The 16,620-nt window shown below is 41.7% G+C and carries 11 protein-coding genes; 7 read left to right on the top strand and 4 right to left on the bottom strand.

The window, feature by feature from the left end; translation table 11 throughout:
- Positions 1–50: 50 nt before the first annotated feature.
- The 3 genes from HGR01_RS28125 (at position 51) to HGR01_RS28115 (ending at position 7,158) form a co-directional block, all read left to right on the top strand.
- Positions 51–1,529: an ABC transporter substrate-binding protein gene (locus HGR01_RS28125; protein WP_052335309.1), complete on the top strand. Its 1,479-nt coding sequence runs from the start codon at positions 51–53 to the stop codon at positions 1,527–1,529.
- A 755-nt stretch (positions 1,530–2,284) separates the two neighbouring features.
- Positions 2,285–5,266 (top strand): GAF domain-containing protein, encoded by a 2,982-nt coding sequence (locus HGR01_RS28120; protein WP_045872367.1) that lies wholly within the window; start codon positions 2,285–2,287, stop codon positions 5,264–5,266.
- Between the two features lie 227 nt (positions 5,267–5,493).
- Complete coding sequence (locus tag HGR01_RS28115) at positions 5,494–7,158, top strand: response regulator (protein WP_052335310.1); 1,665 nt, start codon at positions 5,494–5,496, stop codon at positions 7,156–7,158.
- 1 nt (position 7,159) lies between these two features.
- Here HGR01_RS28115 and HGR01_RS41845 read toward each other — a convergent pair whose 3' ends face one another.
- The 3 genes from HGR01_RS41845 to HGR01_RS28095 form a co-directional block, all read right to left on the bottom strand.
- The gene (locus tag HGR01_RS41845) at positions 7,160–9,133 is read right to left on the bottom strand and encodes an MASE1 domain-containing protein (RefSeq protein ID WP_045872368.1); all 1,974 of its coding nucleotides are present in this window, start codon (positions 9,131–9,133) and stop codon (positions 7,160–7,162) included.
- Positions 9,134–9,383: 250 nt separating this feature from the next.
- Entirely contained in the window at positions 9,384–10,493 is a 1,110-nt protein-coding gene (proB, locus tag HGR01_RS28100; RefSeq protein ID WP_045872452.1) for a glutamate 5-kinase, read from the bottom strand.
- A gap of 256 nt (positions 10,494–10,749) precedes the next feature.
- Positions 10,750–11,289, bottom strand: coding sequence for a YqeG family HAD IIIA-type phosphatase (locus tag HGR01_RS28095; protein ID WP_045872369.1), 540 nt, complete (start codon positions 11,287–11,289; stop codon positions 10,750–10,752).
- Positions 11,290–11,522: 233 nt separating this feature from the next.
- On the opposite strand from HGR01_RS28095, the gene HGR01_RS28090 reads away from it, so the two are divergent.
- Positions 11,523–11,660, top strand: a complete 138-nt coding sequence (locus HGR01_RS28090; protein WP_168161008.1) for a hypothetical protein — start codon at positions 11,523–11,525, stop codon at positions 11,658–11,660.
- A 916-nt stretch (positions 11,661–12,576) separates the two neighbouring features.
- Here HGR01_RS28090 and HGR01_RS28085 read toward each other — a convergent pair.
- On the bottom strand, positions 12,577–13,254 hold the full coding sequence (locus HGR01_RS28085; RefSeq protein ID WP_010997804.1) for a response regulator transcription factor: 678 nt from the start codon (positions 13,252–13,254) through the stop codon (positions 12,577–12,579).
- Between the two features lie 255 nt (positions 13,255–13,509).
- On the opposite strand from HGR01_RS28085, the gene HGR01_RS28080 reads away from it, so the two are divergent.
- From HGR01_RS28080 to groL, 3 genes are all read left to right on the top strand, one after another.
- On the top strand, positions 13,510–13,674 hold the full coding sequence (locus HGR01_RS28080) for a hypothetical protein (RefSeq protein WP_155539447.1): 165 nt from the start codon (positions 13,510–13,512) through the stop codon (positions 13,672–13,674).
- 808 nt (positions 13,675–14,482) lie between these two features.
- Complete coding sequence (groES, locus tag HGR01_RS28075) at positions 14,483–14,794, top strand: co-chaperone GroES (RefSeq protein WP_045872370.1); 312 nt, start codon at positions 14,483–14,485, stop codon at positions 14,792–14,794.
- Between the two features lie 107 nt (positions 14,795–14,901).
- A complete protein-coding gene (groL, locus tag HGR01_RS28070; RefSeq protein ID WP_045872371.1) occupies positions 14,902–16,539 on the top strand; it encodes a chaperonin GroEL in 1,638 nt (545 codons plus the stop codon).
- Positions 16,540–16,620 lie beyond the last annotated feature (81 nt).

Raw genomic sequence — 16,620 nt, 5'->3', positions numbered from 1 at the left:
GTAAAAGCAATTTTCAGATAAATTTAACTTAATTAATTGAGGAATTATTGATGACAACTAAACAAGAGAATATTCGTTTGCTAGCCTCTCTGGGAATTGCTGGAGTGCTGGTAGCGGTAATTTTAGGCTTAGTCAGTAAATTTTCGCCGGAGATTCAATCTACACCAAATTCTATGGTTACTCCCAGGGGAACCTCACGCCCACCTACTCCAGAATGGATGAGTTTGGGTGAAAAACTTTTGGTAACCGCCGATAAAACAGATAATAAAGAAGCTGGGGTGAATGCAGTCAAATCTGGTGATTTTGGCACAGCTATTATCAAATTTCAAGCATCGCTGCAAACTATGCGGAACGATCCAGAGACATTAATTTATTTAAATAATGCCAAAATTGGTAACTCTAAAGCATTAAAAGTAGGCGTAATTGTACCCATTGGTAATAGCTTAAATGAGGCTAAAGAAACTTTACGCGGTGTGGCGCAAGCGCAAGATGAAATTAATAGCAGTGGAGGAATTAATGGCGTACCATTGCAACTGGAAATTTCTAATTTAAATAGCTTTGACCAACTTGATAAAATAGATAATGAATTAGTCAAAGACTCTAATGTGTTAGCAGTAGTAGGTTTTGGACGGAACGAAGAACTCTATAAAAAGAATGGTTTAGTGAGAGTTTCTCCGGGAAGTTCCAGAAATCAAATGGGACAAAATCAGGCACAGGCCTATGGCGATAGTAAATATGTATTTAATATCAGCCCTAATCGGGAAATTTTCAATCAAGCTTTAGCTGAATTTATTGTTAAAAAAGAACGCCGCACTAATATAGCTATTTGCCGGGATACATCATTTAGAACTAGCCAAGATACATCTAATCAAGATAGGTCAAATCAAGAAAGATTAAATCAAGATATTGTTAAAGAATACACTGAGTTCATCACTAAAGCAGGTGGAAAAGTTACTGCTACAGATTGCGATTTAGGGGCTGCGAATTTTAGAGCTAATGATGTCATTCCCAAGGCTATTAGTGATGGCGCAGAAGCTTTACTATTAATTCCCCGTACAAGTAGCCTCAACGTAGCAGTGGATGTGGCAAAAGCAAATCGAAATAGGCTGACACTTTTTGGTTCTCAACAGCTATACAGTGAAAGAATTTTGAAGTTTGGGCAAGGCGATATCAAAGGCATGGTAGTACCTGTACCTTGGCATCGTGATGCTAACCGGAGTATGGATAAAGGTAATTCCTTTGCTGATAGAGCCTTAAAACTTTGGGGTGGAGATGTCAGTCCGCGAACTGCTACAGCCTATGATGCAATGCAAGTAATTATTGCCGGTTTAAAAGAAAATAGTACTCGTCAAGGCTTACAAAAAGTACTATCAAATCCCAATTTTTCTGCAATGGGAGCCACAGGTAAAATTCAGTTTTCAGCATCAGGTCAGCGCCAAGGTGGAGTATTTTTAGCCAGGATTGAGCCTTGTGAGTCAGGTAAGCCTTGCGCTTCTAGCACTGGTTATAATTTCGTGCTAGTGCAATAAGGGACTTCCAAATCAAACAATCGCTTGATTGAACAGAGGTGGCTGAGGAAGCAGAAATCTGATTGGTATATTCAATGCCGGAATTGAGTAATTGATTCCTGGAAAGTTCCTCATACAGAGGATATTTTTCCTTTGTCTTTGATACTGTATTAAAACTTAAGCCTTAATAAGCGCGCTTAATAGTCTTACGTAGCAGCAAACATGGTGCTGTGCTATTGCTTTCACACACATTACAATACTATTAAAATATAAAGTCATTTTTTATACTCAGCAATATTAGTAAATAACAATGTTAAACTGAGATTAGCTTTGAATTGATCATCGTTTAGATAGAGATAAATATATTTATTTTAAATCTTTATCAAGCTACTTGCTGCATATTAACAATTAAAAAAAATTTTTAATATACTTCTGGTAAATTAAACACTAATATAGTCAATACTAATAAGTATAAATTGGTGCGTCTAACTCTATAAAAGAGGCAGTAAGTTCAGAAAGTAAAAATCAAACTACTTAAGAGTTATAAAGCTATTTGAACCCAGATGAGAAAAATCAAATTTGCTCTTCTTTGTGGTAACTATCTTTCTGGATAAAAGCCTCCCATATAATCAGGGAAAAGTTGCGCTTTTTTGACCTATCTTTGACGAAGCAGCAATCGCAACAAGTGCATTACCCTACCAACTATGTTGATGAAATGAATCTGGTAACAGATGTTTTTTGTTGTATAAAGTTCGCCGCACAAGCTGATTGTATTTATGTCTAATTATTCTCCAAAAAAGCAAGTAGGTCATCAAAAAAATCATCAGTTAGAGGGTAATCAACAAGATATAGCGAACTCGAATTTAGATAGTGCAAAACGTCCAACAATAATTCAAATTCCTAGTTCTCAGCGTTTGGCACAGAAAGATTGGAGTTTGAAAGCCAAGGCCACATTTTGGTCTTGTGCTATTAGTATGCTGCCCGTGTTAGCAGTTGGGTCTGCAACTTATTACATTGGCAGCCAGCAAATTAGCGAGCAGATTTCCTATACAAAACCATTAAGTATTAAACAGTTAACAGCAACTAAACTGGCGCTACAAAACCAGTTATCGCTATTGTTAATGGGGACAGGGGTAACAACTTTGTTGGTGGGTGCGATCGCAGTCTTGTTGACTAATCGCGCCTTGCGTCCCCTGCTGAATGCGGCGGCCCTTTCTAATAATATTGTGCGGCGGCTACTACCAGATCAAGCGGGAATTCGGGGTGCGATCGCCTCTAAAGATGAACTGGTGGTGTTAGAGAAAAATATCAGCTTAATCAAAAAACAGCTGCCAGATTTGCTCTGGAAACAAGAACAAGAAACTGAACGCGTCCAAGTGTTAATGAATATCACCCGGCGCATTCAAGAATGTCTCAACGAGGAAGATGTTCTCAAAACCACCGTTGAAGAAGTTCGCACAGCCTTAAATAGCGATCGCGTGACCATCTTTCGCTTTCATCCCCATAGAGAAGGCACCTTTGTTGCCGAATCAGTGGGATTCGGATTACCAAAAACCTTGCGGACTACAGTCTCTGTTACCTTCGTTGGTGGCGAAGACATAGAAGAATACCAAAATGGCCACATCGTTGCTATTGATGACATCAATCAAGTCGAGCTCAGTGCTGCTCAAGTTGACTTTTTAGAGCGATTTGCTGTCAAAGCTAATTTAGTTGTACCAATTTTGCAGAAAAATCAACTATTTGGCTTATTAATTGCCCATGAGTGTACAAAACCTCGCTTTTGGCAGCAGTCAGAAATTGATTTGTTTGCTCAAATCGCCACGCAATTAGGATTTGTCCTTAACTACACTAACCTCCTAGAACAGGTAGAGAGCAAAGCCGATCAAACTCAGATATTTGTAGATATTACCCGCCGCATTCGCGAATCACTCAACGAAGAGGATGTTCTCAAAACCACAGTGGAAGAAGTCCGCAAGACTCTGAGCGTTGATCGCGTCATCGTATATGGTTTTGATTCCGATTGGTATGGTACTGTCATTGCAGAATCAGTGCTGCCGAGTTTTGCTAAAACCTTGCGAGCCAAAATCAAAGATCCTTGCTTTGCCCAAGGCTATATAGAAAAGTACCAAGCTGGCCGAGTGCAAGCGATCAGCAATATTTATGAAGCTGGTTTAACGGAGTGTCACCTGAGGCAACTTGAACCCTTTGGTGTTAAAGCTAATTTAGTTGCACCGATTCTTAAAGATGACCAGCTATTTGGTTTATTAATTGCCCATCAATGTTCTGCTCCCCGTGATTGGCGAAAATTTGAGATTGATTTGTTCACTCAAATTGCCATGCAAGTTGGATTTGCTCTCGACCATGCGCGGCTACTCCAGCGAATTGATGCTGAAGCTGTACGAACTCATTTGCTAGTAGATATTACTCGCCGCATTCAAGAATCCCTCAATGAAGAGGATGTCCTTAAAACCACAGTGGAAGAAGTCCGCAAAGCAATTAGTGCCGATCGCGTGATAGTTTATGGTTTTGATCCAGATTGGTATGGCACTGTAATTGCCGAATCAGTACTTCCCGGCTTTCCTAAAGCTTTGTGGGCGATTATCAGAGACCCTTGTTTTGCAGAAGGCTATATAGAAAAGTACCAAGTAGGTCGAGTCCAAGCTGTCAACAATGTTTATGAAGCTGGTTTAACTGATTGTCACCTGAGTCAACTCGAACCTTTTGCCGTCACAGCCAATTTAGTGGCACCGATTCTCAAAGATGGTCAGCTATATGGCTTATTAATTGCTCATGAATGTTCTGGCCCCCGTGATTGGCAAAAATCTGAGATTGATTTGTTCGCTCAAGTCGCCATGCAAGTCGGATTTGCTCTGGAACACGCCAGGCTGTTGAACCAAGTAGATCAAGCATACCAAGCTGCCACCGCGACATCTTTTGAGCAGTCTCAAAAACACGAAGAACTCAAGCTACAGGTTTCCGAACTGCTGAGAAATGGGAATGTAGTTGTGCAAACCCTTTCGACAAATGTGGCGCTGACGCAGTTGCAATCTATTGAATTTATCTACAATCAAACTCAAATGTTGGGTGATTTGACTCAGAGAATGGTCAATTATGCCCAAAAACTAGAACTTCAAGAACAGCAGATCAGCCAGACAGTACAGGACGAAAATCAGTCCATGAGCCAAATTTTAGAGAGCATCTATGCTATTCAAGAAACTATTTTCCAAGCTGCCCAAAGAGTTAACCGTCTTGAAGAACCTTGGCAACAGCTATCTGAGAAAATAAATCTGATCAGCAATGTCATCTCTCAGATTAAGCTGCAAGCTATGCATACAGCACTGGAAGCATCGCGGAGTGGAGAAGCAGGTCACAAATTTGCCGCGATCGCTCAAAAAGCACTTTCCTTAGTACAACAGTTAGAATTAGAGATCACAGACATTCAACCATTGGTTGCGGATATTCACATAGAAAGCGATCACGCGATCGTGGCTATGCAATCCAGCACAGAACAAGCACAAAGCAGCAGTGAATTGATTGCACAAACTCAACAGAAATTTCAACAGGCGATCGCACTAAGTATCGAAATGCAAACTCTGGTGGCAGAAATTTCCCAAGCTGCTGCTGTCCAAATTGAAACTTCTAGCTCTGTAAATCAATCTATTTTAGAAGTAGCTACTATTGCCAATCAAACTTCTGAGCAAGCCATAGCACTGGCTGATTCTTTAGCCCAGCTAACGATATTTGCACAGGAAATGTAGGAGGTATCGGATTTAGCAATCCCCTAAATTTGCCAAACGTTGTAGACAGGGGACAGAGACGCGATTAATCGCATCTCAACAAGCAGGAGGGAGAGAGAAAAGATTCTCTTTTGTAAATTGGATAATTTATTTTCTGGAAATTCTCAACTAAATCGATTAAGTGCATCTACTGAAATAAATAGTATAAATTGATTAAATCATCATAGTTAAAAACACCAGCATAAGCTATGGGTCTTGACTTTGGTATACAAAATAACGTTGTTCAAAATTTTGTGCAAGAAGCATCAGGGCTTCTACAGCTAATTCACGAAGGATTGCTAGAGCTTTCACATAACTATAGCGCTCCCAAGATACGTAGTCTAGTGCGAGTTGCTCAGTTAGTTAAAACTACAGCAGACCAGGTGAATTTCACTGAGATACATACCTTAGCTCATCGTTTGGAGAAGATTTTTCGGTTGATATCGCTGGAAAATGCGGTAATTGACGAGCAGCTAACAAATTTGCTCTTACAAGCTAATGATTGTTTGCGATTGCTGCTAACAGCACAAGTTCAAGAAGAATTTGATGATTTAACCAGCGTTTTAGCCAAAGCAGAACCAATTTTTGCTTATCTAGAGGCTAGGTTAAGCCATAAGCTAGAAATAGCGCCGGATGTGCTAGAAACTTCTTATCTAGAGGCAAGTGTATCTCAGTTAATGCCAACAACAGAGATGGCTCAGGCTTTAGAAAACCTAGAAAGAATTCTCGCGGAATCTGACATTGATAAATTACCAGAGCAACTGATCGCACAGGCAAATTTATTTTTGGGCTTTGGCGAATTCTACAATATCTCTGAGTTCATTGCGATCGCCCAAATTGCGATCGCGACTCTACAAACAACCCCACAAGCGGCTCAAACAATTGGGAAAGTAGCTTTGGCTGGTTGGCGTGCAGCTTATGAATCTATCTTGAATAAAAATGCTCCCCAAGCGGCTAATGGAACCTCTAATTCGAGTGGGGTTATCATCCAAAACAGTCAAAATCCAGCATCACCACACAAACTGAAAACCGCTAATTTATTTGTTTGGGTAGCGGATGGGAATGTTTTTACAGTCAACTCCGACAGCGTGGAAGAACTTTTAGTTGCAGAAGCTGACCAAATTATCTATTCTCAACGACAGCGGTTTTTGCATTGGCGCGGACAAGTAATTCCTAACTATCAACTATCAGAACTACTCAGTTACGGTAGTGCCAAACCCTTAGGAAATCGTCAGCCAGAACCAATGTTAGTACTCAACTTAGGTCAGCAAATTTTGGCTTTAGAACCAGAAATTCAATACCTCATTGCAGAACCAGAGTTAGTCATCAATCCTTTACCAACAGACCAAGAATTTTCCAGTTGCGTTTATGGTTGTACGATTTGGAAAGACAAGTTACTGCCATTAATTGATGTAGCGGCGCTGTTGCAGCAGACAATTAATCACAGTCAACAGATTTACTCCACTACTAAATTATTCAATCCAGCAGACACAGCAATTATTCACCGAGAACCAACAATTCTGGTGGTAGATGATTCCCATAGCGTGCGCCATATAGTATCTTTGACATTGCAAAGAGAAGGTTATCAAGTGTTGCAAGCCGAAGATGGACAAGAAGCGATCGCCCAGTTACAGCAAAATCCCCATGTGCAAATGGTGATTTGTGATATTGAAATGCCTAATCTCAATGGCTTTGAGTTTCTCAGCTATCGTCTCAAAGATTCGCAATTAGCCAAAATCCCAGTCATCATGCTCAGTTCATGCAGCACTAATCAGCATCGTCAGTTGGCTATGCAATTAGGCGCGACTACCTACTTTACGAAACCTTATGTAGAGGAAGATTTTTTAACAGCACTAAGGATGAGCGTTAATTAAATTACGAATTACGAATTACCTTAACAGGAATTTCAATTACAAACTTCGTCCCTTGACCTTGTATGGAGTCACACCAAAGATTACCGCCATGCTTTTGGGTGACAATTTGATAGCTCATAAATAAGCCCAAGCCAGTGCCTTTGCCAATAGGTTTGGTAGTGAAGAAAGGGTCAAATATTTTAGATAAAATCTCTTGGTTGATGCCTATACCATTGTCAGCAATCATAATCATCACTCGATTTGTATCTATTTGACGAGTTTGAATTCTGATGAAATTAAGGTTAGCAGAATTATCCATGAATGAACCCCGCTGATGAGATTCTTCTAATGCGTCAACAGCATTACTCAAAAGACTTATAAATACTTGATTAAGAGAGCCAGCATCACATTCAATTAGTGGTAAATCACCATAGTCTTTAATCAGCTGAACTTCTGGGTGATTGCTTGTTGCTTGCAATCGATGTTGTAAAAGTACCAAGGTACTATCAATACCTTGATGAATGTCTACCGCTTTCCATTCCGCTTCATCCAAGCGTGAGAAATTCCGTAACGATAACACAATAGTACTGATGCGTTTAGTACCACTTTTCATAGACTGAAGAACTTTGTCCATATCTTCCTCTAAAAAGTCCAATTCCAATTGATCTAATTCTGCTTGCAAGGCTGGAGATGGATGAGGATAGTGCTGCTGGTAAACTTGCAATGCTCTCAACAAGTTTTCGATATATTCAGAAAGATGAATTAAGTTACCATGAATGAAATTAACGGGGTTATTAATTTCATGGGCAACCCCTGCTACCATCTGACCCAATGCAGACATTTTTTCACTCTGAAGCATCTGTAATTGAGTCTGTTTCAGCGTTTCTAGGGTTTGCTTTAGAGCAGTATTCTTAACATTTAATTCTTCAGTTCTCTGCCGGACTCTAAATTCCAAAGTTTCATTAGTACTGGCTAATTCAGCAAAAGCTAAACGCAACTTTGTTTCTGCTTGTGTGCGTTCTGCAATTGTTGCTGTCAGTACAAGAATCGTGAGTGTAATTACGCCAATAAACAATTGTAGTTGCATCAAAGATTGGTTGAGATCCTGATGTGCAAAACCACCTTTGCCATTAACCGTAGCAAGGACTGCGATCGCAGCCACAATAAAAGTTAATAACGTTGCACCTGGTTGACCAAGTCGAAATGCAGACCAAATCAACATGGGAATTAACATATACTCCAGGTGATATCCATCTCCAAAAGCTACTTTGGTGATGACAATCACCAAACTCATCAGAATCACTGGATCTACTAAAATTAGCCAAAATTTGCAACGGTGTGAGGCTACTTGGGATTGTCCCATCTCTGAGGTGAAAATGGAGGCTAACCATTGCCGCATCGCACCTCGGTGTTGTTGAATGAATCGACCCCAACTAAGGAGTATCGGGGTGACAATAAAAATTCCCGAAACATTAGAAATCCACCAGGTTAACCAAACTGTCCAATATACTGCCCAAGGAACTTTACCAGTCAACGTCAAGCAAGTTACCCCAACCGTTGCATTAATAGTCGGCCCTACCATACTGGTTAATATCAAAAATTTAAACACATCGGGAATATGGTCTAAGGGATAGCGAAGATTGGTAGTTTTCCGCAGTAGAAAAGCACCCAACATAGTTCCCAATGTTGTGCCGAGCGCAATCACGAAAACCGGCAGCGTTGAAATCGCCAGAGATAAAAAATTTGTAGGATCTCGAAACGCCCAGAAGTTGGCGAAAAATGAACCCAGCAACACACCGTACCCAATCCAGTTACCAAACAACAAAACAGCCCCACTAGCAATTCCATCCGGGGGCCAAACTGGAGTCACATCTTGCGGTGTAGAAGCTATATGGCGTGAGATTTCCGCCATGCCATAGTAGGCGATCGCCAAAACAATAATGCATCCGATTTGCTTGAGTACATGAGGAACTATATGAGATTTTTGTGGAGTCATCCGTTTAGGGACTGCTTGGTATAGACGTTTTCCTTAAACCTAGAATTCCCTTTTCCTCTCTGGCAGGAACATCAAGCAGCCAAGAACAATTTTGGATTTTGGATTTTTGGATTGAGAAGTAGTCAATTTTGGATTTTGGATTTTAGATTTTGGATTGATTCACCACTAGTCCATCACAGAAAAAACCCACAACCAAACATGAAAATCTCTTTTTCCCAATGCCCAATGCCCAATGCCCAATGCCCAACCCCTAAGTCAACACTAAATTATCCCGGTGAACTACAGTTTCAGCGCCAGCATAGCCCAATATTGTAGGGATTTCTCGTGAATGACAACCGCGAATTTTTTGCAGTTCTTCACTGTTGTAATTCACCAGCCCTCTGGCGATTTCGTTACCAGTGCTATCACATAATTGCACGGCTTCTTGTGTATCAAATTCTCCCTCTACTGCTTTGATACCAGCTGCTAATAAGGATTTTCCAGATTCGGAAATAGCTGCGATCGCACCTGCATCTAAATACAATTTTCCTGCAGGGACAAGGCCGTAAGCTATCCAGCGTTTTCTGGCTGAGGTGGGTTCTGGCTGTGGTTCAAAGTGAGTACCTATCGGTTCCCCCTGTAATATTTTTTCGATGTTGCGAGGAAATCTTCCTTGGGTGATTACTGTCCGCACACCAGCTGCGATCGCAATTCTCGCCGCCGAAATTTTGGTGATCATCCCGCCAGTACCCCACTGGGAACCTTGAGAACCTGTCTGAATCTGTAATTTGGCTAATTCTTTAATACTACTCACCAAAGATATTGGTTGAGCATCAGGTACAGAACGGGGATCTGCTGAGTACAATCTATCAACATCAGTCAGCAAAAATAACCAATCTGCTTCTACTAAACTGGCAACTAATGCTGAAAGGGTGTCATTATCGCCAAATTTTAGCTCATCCACCGCTACCGTATCATTTTCATTCACTACCGGAATTACCCCTAGTCCCAGCAGTTCGCGAAAGGTGTTGTAGATATTGAGATAGCGGCTGCGCTGCACCAAATCGCTACGAGTCAGCAAAACTTGGGCAATTGGCTGTTGCAGGGTGGTAAATAAATCATCGTAAACCCGCATTAACCGCCCTTGTCCGACTGCGGCGACTGCTTGTTTGAGAGCGATCGCTTTGGGACGTTCCGTTAAACCCAACCGCGCACAACCCACCCCCACTGCACCAGAGGACACCAAAATCACGCGATGACCTTGGCGTTGCAAATCAGATAGTGTCTCAGCTAAAGTCGCAATAGTAGAAAGTGCCAGCTGTCCGGTTTCTGGCTGAGTCAGACTAGAAGTACCAATTTTAACGACGATGGTTTTAGACATGGGGTATGGGGCATAGGGCATTTGTCATTTGTTATCAGACAAAGGACAAGCCACAAATAACAAATGACTAATAAAAATTGTAAAGCGCCAGCACCTCTATTAGTGAGGGCTGACGCTCTACGGTTTTATATGTATTTATTAAACGTTAGGGTCTTTTTTTGGCTGACCCCATGTTATTAACACTTATAATCCCAGATTTTTGTCATTGCGAAAGATTCCTTAATGTTTTTTTTAGATTTAGTTTTTTAACTAAAAATCAATCTTTGTGAATTTTTGTGTATTTTGGGCTGATGCTAGCGCCCAAGGCTTCAGACACCCAAACTTCAAAGTTTCTGATGGGGTGAGAGCGCAGAGCTACTTCGGGATGGATAATTGGTTCTACCAAGATGGTAAACATTCCCAAGCGGTTACCTGCTAAGACATCGGTAAACAAGCGATCGCCTACCATCCCCACTTGGTGAACGGGTAAATTCATTGCTTTGAGTGCGGCTCTAATTTTGCGCCGTGAAGGTTTGGCTGCACCTAGATAATAAGGTAGGTTCAGGGAACGGGCAATACTCCCAATCCGCGCTTCACTCAGGTTATTGCTGACTAACCAAAGTACAGCACAGGCACGCATTTCCTCTACCCATTGTTGTAATTCTGCTGAAGCCGCCCCTATTTTCATCGGTACTAAAGTCTCATCGACATCCAGCACTAATCCCTTTAATCCATATTGCTGGATAATGTCTGGTGTCAGTTTTAAAATGGAACCTTCTAAAATCAAGTCCGGTTGTAAGAGGTTGTTCCAAGCCATATTTTAAGCATCAAGGGTGTCTTGGCAGCAGTCACAATTAACTTATGAATTAATGACTGTTGTTTTCTGTGAAGTTTTACATCAGTTATTTAGTATTTTTTTAGGTATGAAAAATCACAGATATGCTATGATAAGTTTCCTAAAAATACAAATACTTAGTTTTTTTAGGATAAAGCTTGGATGGTAACCTTGCCAACCTAAGAAAGTTATATATCTGATAGAGTGCGATCGCTATGTCAGCACAGGAAGCTGTTCTGGTAACACAAGTTTCACAAGCCTTGCACGCAAGTAGAATTGCGATTTTTACTCAGAACTCAGCACGGGCTAAACGCCCCGCTACCGCTAACAGCACTTCCAACCTATACACATAAAAAAGGAGGAAAGGAAAAAAAATTTCCCTTACCCCCTGCAAAGCTTTACTGGTTTAATCACGCTTAATTACGAGGATTAGCTATTAGCCATCAAGTTATTAAGAATCATCATGGCAATATCCACTTAGGGAACTCCAAAAAATAAATTATTCCGTTCAATTCGTTGACTGTTGACGGTTCACAGTTAACAGTCAGCAGTCAACGCTCAACAGTGAACAATAGCAATGGAATGTTTTTTTACTTGGAAGTCCCTTAATATCCCATCCTGAATATGGAACAGAATTTGCCATCAAAATCCCCATAGCATTAGTGAAACTAAGTACCAATCAATAAATCATGAAAGAAACACCCGCTTGCTAAATGTCTTAGTGCGATTCAGGTGAGGAGATGCGTACTTGGAACTCAATACAAGCAAGCGAGTGGGACTGATGATGGTGATGTACTCTCAATCCTAGTAATCTCGTTATGGCATGGTGAAATTGGCGAGACAATAACTAGGGAAAAACTACCGTTATCTTCTACCCTAAGTTAAATACTCTCTACTATCCCAACATCCAGAAATCGCCGCTATGTTGTGGGGAGCCAGAATCATCTACTGTCAAGCAATCAACAAACTACCACTTTACCTAGGGAGCGGAGGGTGAGCGGAAGTAGTTCCACCAAATGGTAGAGTTGCCAGCATCAACCAGTAAGGACTCTATTCTTAGCAGTGAATTATGAAAAAAAGTTACGAAACTTAATCATCAGCTTCACAATTCATAATTCATTGGTTGGGAAACTGGATGTGAGAATTTGAGGAATTAAATTGAGAAATTTTCGCCAATTCATCCTGCAAGCAGATTAGTACTCATTTAACTATCAGCTATCAGCAGTCAATTAGACAGCTAAAGCCTGACGGCTGAATGCTGATAGCTATTTAAGCCATTTGATTTTCAATCGCCCACCGTGCTAGTTCAGTACGGTTGTGGAGATTGGTTTTGCCCAACATGTTGGACACATGGCTTTCAACGGTACGCTGACTGACGTTTAACTCTTCAGCAATTTCGCGGTTAGCTAAACCTCTAGCTACGAACTGTACAACTTTCAGTTCGGTTGGAGTTAGCTGTACATCGAAGGGAACTTGGATACGAGAACCGTTTTCCCCTCCTTTTGCTTGGTGTTCTTTCCAACGGATGGTTTGTTTCAGTGAAGATTCTACTTGCGCTACGAGTTCTTCAGGTTCAAAAGGCTTGACCATATAAACGTCAGCACCTTTATTTAGCCCTTTAACTCTGTCTGCGCTTTGTCCTTTAGCTGAAAGGAAAAGAACGGGAATCCAGCTAGTACGTTCATTTTGCCGGACTTGTTCTACAAAAGTGTATCCGTCCATTTCCGGCATCATCACGTCGCAGATAATCATATCTGGAACATCATGCTCTAGAATTTCTAAAGCTTCTCTTCCATTTTCGGCGGTGATGACTTCATATCCCCGGAATTCCAAGTAATCCTTCACCAGCAAGATGAGGTTAGGGTCATCATCAATCAGTAGAAGTCGTTTGTGATCTTTCATGCTGGGCTCTTTCATAGCAGTGGCACTTGTCGCGCTTCGGTCCATCAAGGTCTTGTATATTTATCCTCTATGGTGGATTATTCTGAGATGTTGTCTTTTTTCCCACTTAACCTGCCTTTGCTTCTGGGAAGTCTTATCAGTGATAACCACTGTTTAGGAGACTACTAGCTTATTGGCAATAGTCCAGTAAGGATACGTAGAGCAGTAGTAATTATAATGCGTTATTATATATCGCTTTGAAAGTGGCGGGTGAAAAAAGCGCTGATTAAATAATAATCCTTCCGATTCACAAGTTCAGTAATGGCTGAAGATGACCCTAGCTCAAAACCAACCCCCGCTTCAGAGCGCTTACTACCTAATTACGATATCCTTCGGATGTTAAGTCCTCTATCAGTTGTTCACAAGCAACCAGAGAAGTTTCTGGCAAAGGATGGGTTAAAAATACATATTCTTCCACCACCTTAATTTGCCTATCAAGTGTTCTTGTGTGATCCGCTCAATCACTTCCGTGTTTGCTCGACGATACCAGACACCATCCGGGTAAACAACTATTATCCGTCTAGAACCGAAAACCCGCAAGCAATTAGCTTTAGTTTCGTTAATGCAAATGGGACGACTATTTTGCGTCTGATAGAGTTTGAGCTGCTTCAGTCGCTTTTTTAAGTATTCCCAGGATTCCAGACTAGCTTGTTTTCAGCAGCAGTTAGTAACTGTCTGTCTAAAACAAATGAAAATATGTCGTTAAATCTTTGCAAATCCAAGAGTTTCTAGACAATTACCCAGGGGTTTATTGCCCAGATATTTAGTGGTTTTGGGGATTTTACGGCTGTACTGGATCGCTATATTGTTATTCATCGAGCTGCTCCCTGATTACAGTTCTATAACAATTTCTCCGCTTTGCAAATAAATTCATTCCTATAAAAATATTCATCACTGACAGCAAAAAACCTGAAGATTAAATATTAATAAGTATTTATGCTTAAGTATGTGTAATTAAGGCTGAAGAATTAAGGGTCAAGAGTCAAATTGTCAAGAGTTGCATAGACGCGATTCATCGCGTCTGTACAAAGGTTAAGAGTTAATCCTTTCCCAGTCCCCAATCCCCATTACCCCTTATCCCCAGAGGGGGCCCCGAGTTCCCCAATCCCCAATCCCCAACCCCCAATCCCAAGCAGTTCGGAAACCCGTACACCCAAAATTGTTGCCATTGTGTGCGACTCTTCGGTAAATTAGCACTCAGGAGTTGAGAGTGCTAACTCTGGAGAAATTAAATATGGCAGCAGTATCTTTAAGCGTTTCTACAGTAAAACCTTTAGGCGATCGCGTTTTCGTGAAAGTGAGCGCATCTGAAGAAAAGACCGCAGGTGGTCTTTATTTGCCCGACACCGCCAAGGAAAAGCCCCAGGTCGGTGAAGTAGTTGCAATTGGCCCTGGTAAGCGGAATGATGACGGTTCTCGTCAAGAACCAGAAATCAAAATTGGAGACAAAGTTCTGTACTCCAAGTACGCTGGCACAGATGTCAAGCTCGGCACAGAAGAATATGTCCTGCTTTCTGAAAAAGATATTCTAGCAGTCGTTGCGTAATGGTCATTGATCATTGGTCGTTTTGTCATTAGTTAATGACAAAGGACAAATGACAAGGGACAAATGACAAAAGACAAAAGACAAATGACAAAGGACTATTAACAATTATGGCAAAGCGCATTATCTACAACGAAAACGCCCGTCGCGCCCTGGAACGAGGCATGGATATTCTAGCTGAAGCAGTGGCTGTTACCCTTGGCCCTAAAGGTCGTAACGTCGTGCTAGAGAAGAAATTTGGCGCACCGCAAATCGTCAATGATGGCGTAACCATTGCCAAAGAAATTGAATTAGAAGACCATATTGAAAATACTGGCGTGGCTTTGATTCGCCAAGCAGCTTCTAAAACCAACGACGCGGCGGGTGATGGTACCACCACAGCTACCGTTTTGGCTCACGCAATTGTGAAAGAAGGCTTGCGGAACGTTGCTGCTGGCGCAAATGCAATTTTATTGAAGCGTGGTATTGACAAAGCCGCTAACTTCTTAGTAGAAAAGATTGCTCAACACGCTCGTCCTGTAGAAGATTCCAAGGCTATTGCTCAAGTTGGTTCCATCTCCGCCGGTAACGACGAAGAAGTCGGTCAGATGATTGCCCAAGCAATGGATAAGGTAGGTAAGGAAGGCGTAATTTCCCTAGAAGAAGGGAAATCTATGACCACCGAACTGGAAATCACCGAAGGGATGCGCTTTGACAAAGGCTATATTTCTCCCTACTTCGCTACCGACCCAGAACGGATGGAAGCAGTCTTCGATGAGCCTTTCATTCTGTTAACCGATAAGAAAATTGCTTTGGTACAAGACCTTGTACCCGTGCTTGAGCAAGTAGCACGTGCTGGTCGTCCCTTAGTAATCATTGCTGAAGATATTGAAAAAGAAGCTTTGGCAACTCTGGTAGTTAACCGGTTACGTGGTGTACTCAACGTTGCTGCTGTTAAGGCTCCAGGATTTGGCGATCGCCGCAAAGCTATGCTGGAAGATATCGCTATCCTCACCGGCGGTCAACTAATCACCGAAGATGCTGGTCTCAAGCTAGATAACACCAAGCTAGATAGCCTAGGTAAAGCTCGCCGCATCACCATTACCAAAGACAACACCACAATTGTTGCTGAAGGTAATGAAGTTGCTGTTAAGGCTCGGATTGACCAAATCCGTCGTCAAATTGAAGAAACCGAATCTTCCTACGACAAAGAAAAACTGCAAGAACGTCTAGCTAAACTAGCTGGTGGTGTTGCTGTAGTTAAAGTCGGTGCAGCTACCGAAACCGAAATGAAGGATAAGAAGCTGCGCTTAGAAGACGCTATCAACGCTACCAAAGCTGCTGTTGAAGAAGGTATCGTTCCTGGTGGTGGTACAACCCTCGCTCACTTAACTCCTCAACTGGAAGAATGGGCTAACAGCAACCTCTCTGGTGAAGAATTAACTGGTGCGTTGATTGTTGCTCGTGCTTTACCTGCTCCTCTGAAGAGAATTGCAGAAAACGCAGGTCAAAACGGCGCTGTAATTGCTGAACGCGTAAAAGAAAAAGAATTCAACGTTGGCTACAACGCTGCAACCAATGAGTTTGTTGACTTGTTTGTAGCTGGTATTGTTGACCCTGCTAAGGTAACTCGTTCTGCTCTGCAAAACGCTGCTTCCATTGCTGGTATGGTGTTGACAACCGAATGTATCGTAGTTGACAAGCCTGAACCCAAAGATGCTGCTCCTGCTGCTGGTGGCGGTATGGGTGGCGGCGACTTCGATTACTAATATTTTCTAGCCCCCTATTTGTCAAAACAGCTGCTTCCCTGGTGGAGGCGGCTGTTTTTTTGTGTTATTAAATCGCAGAAT

It is taken from the genome of Tolypothrix sp. PCC 7712, assembly GCF_025860405.1.
Classification (GTDB): Bacteria; Cyanobacteriota; Cyanobacteriia; order Cyanobacteriales; family Nostocaceae; genus Aulosira; species Aulosira diplosiphon.
This window is presented reverse-complemented; position numbering and strand designations above follow the sequence as displayed.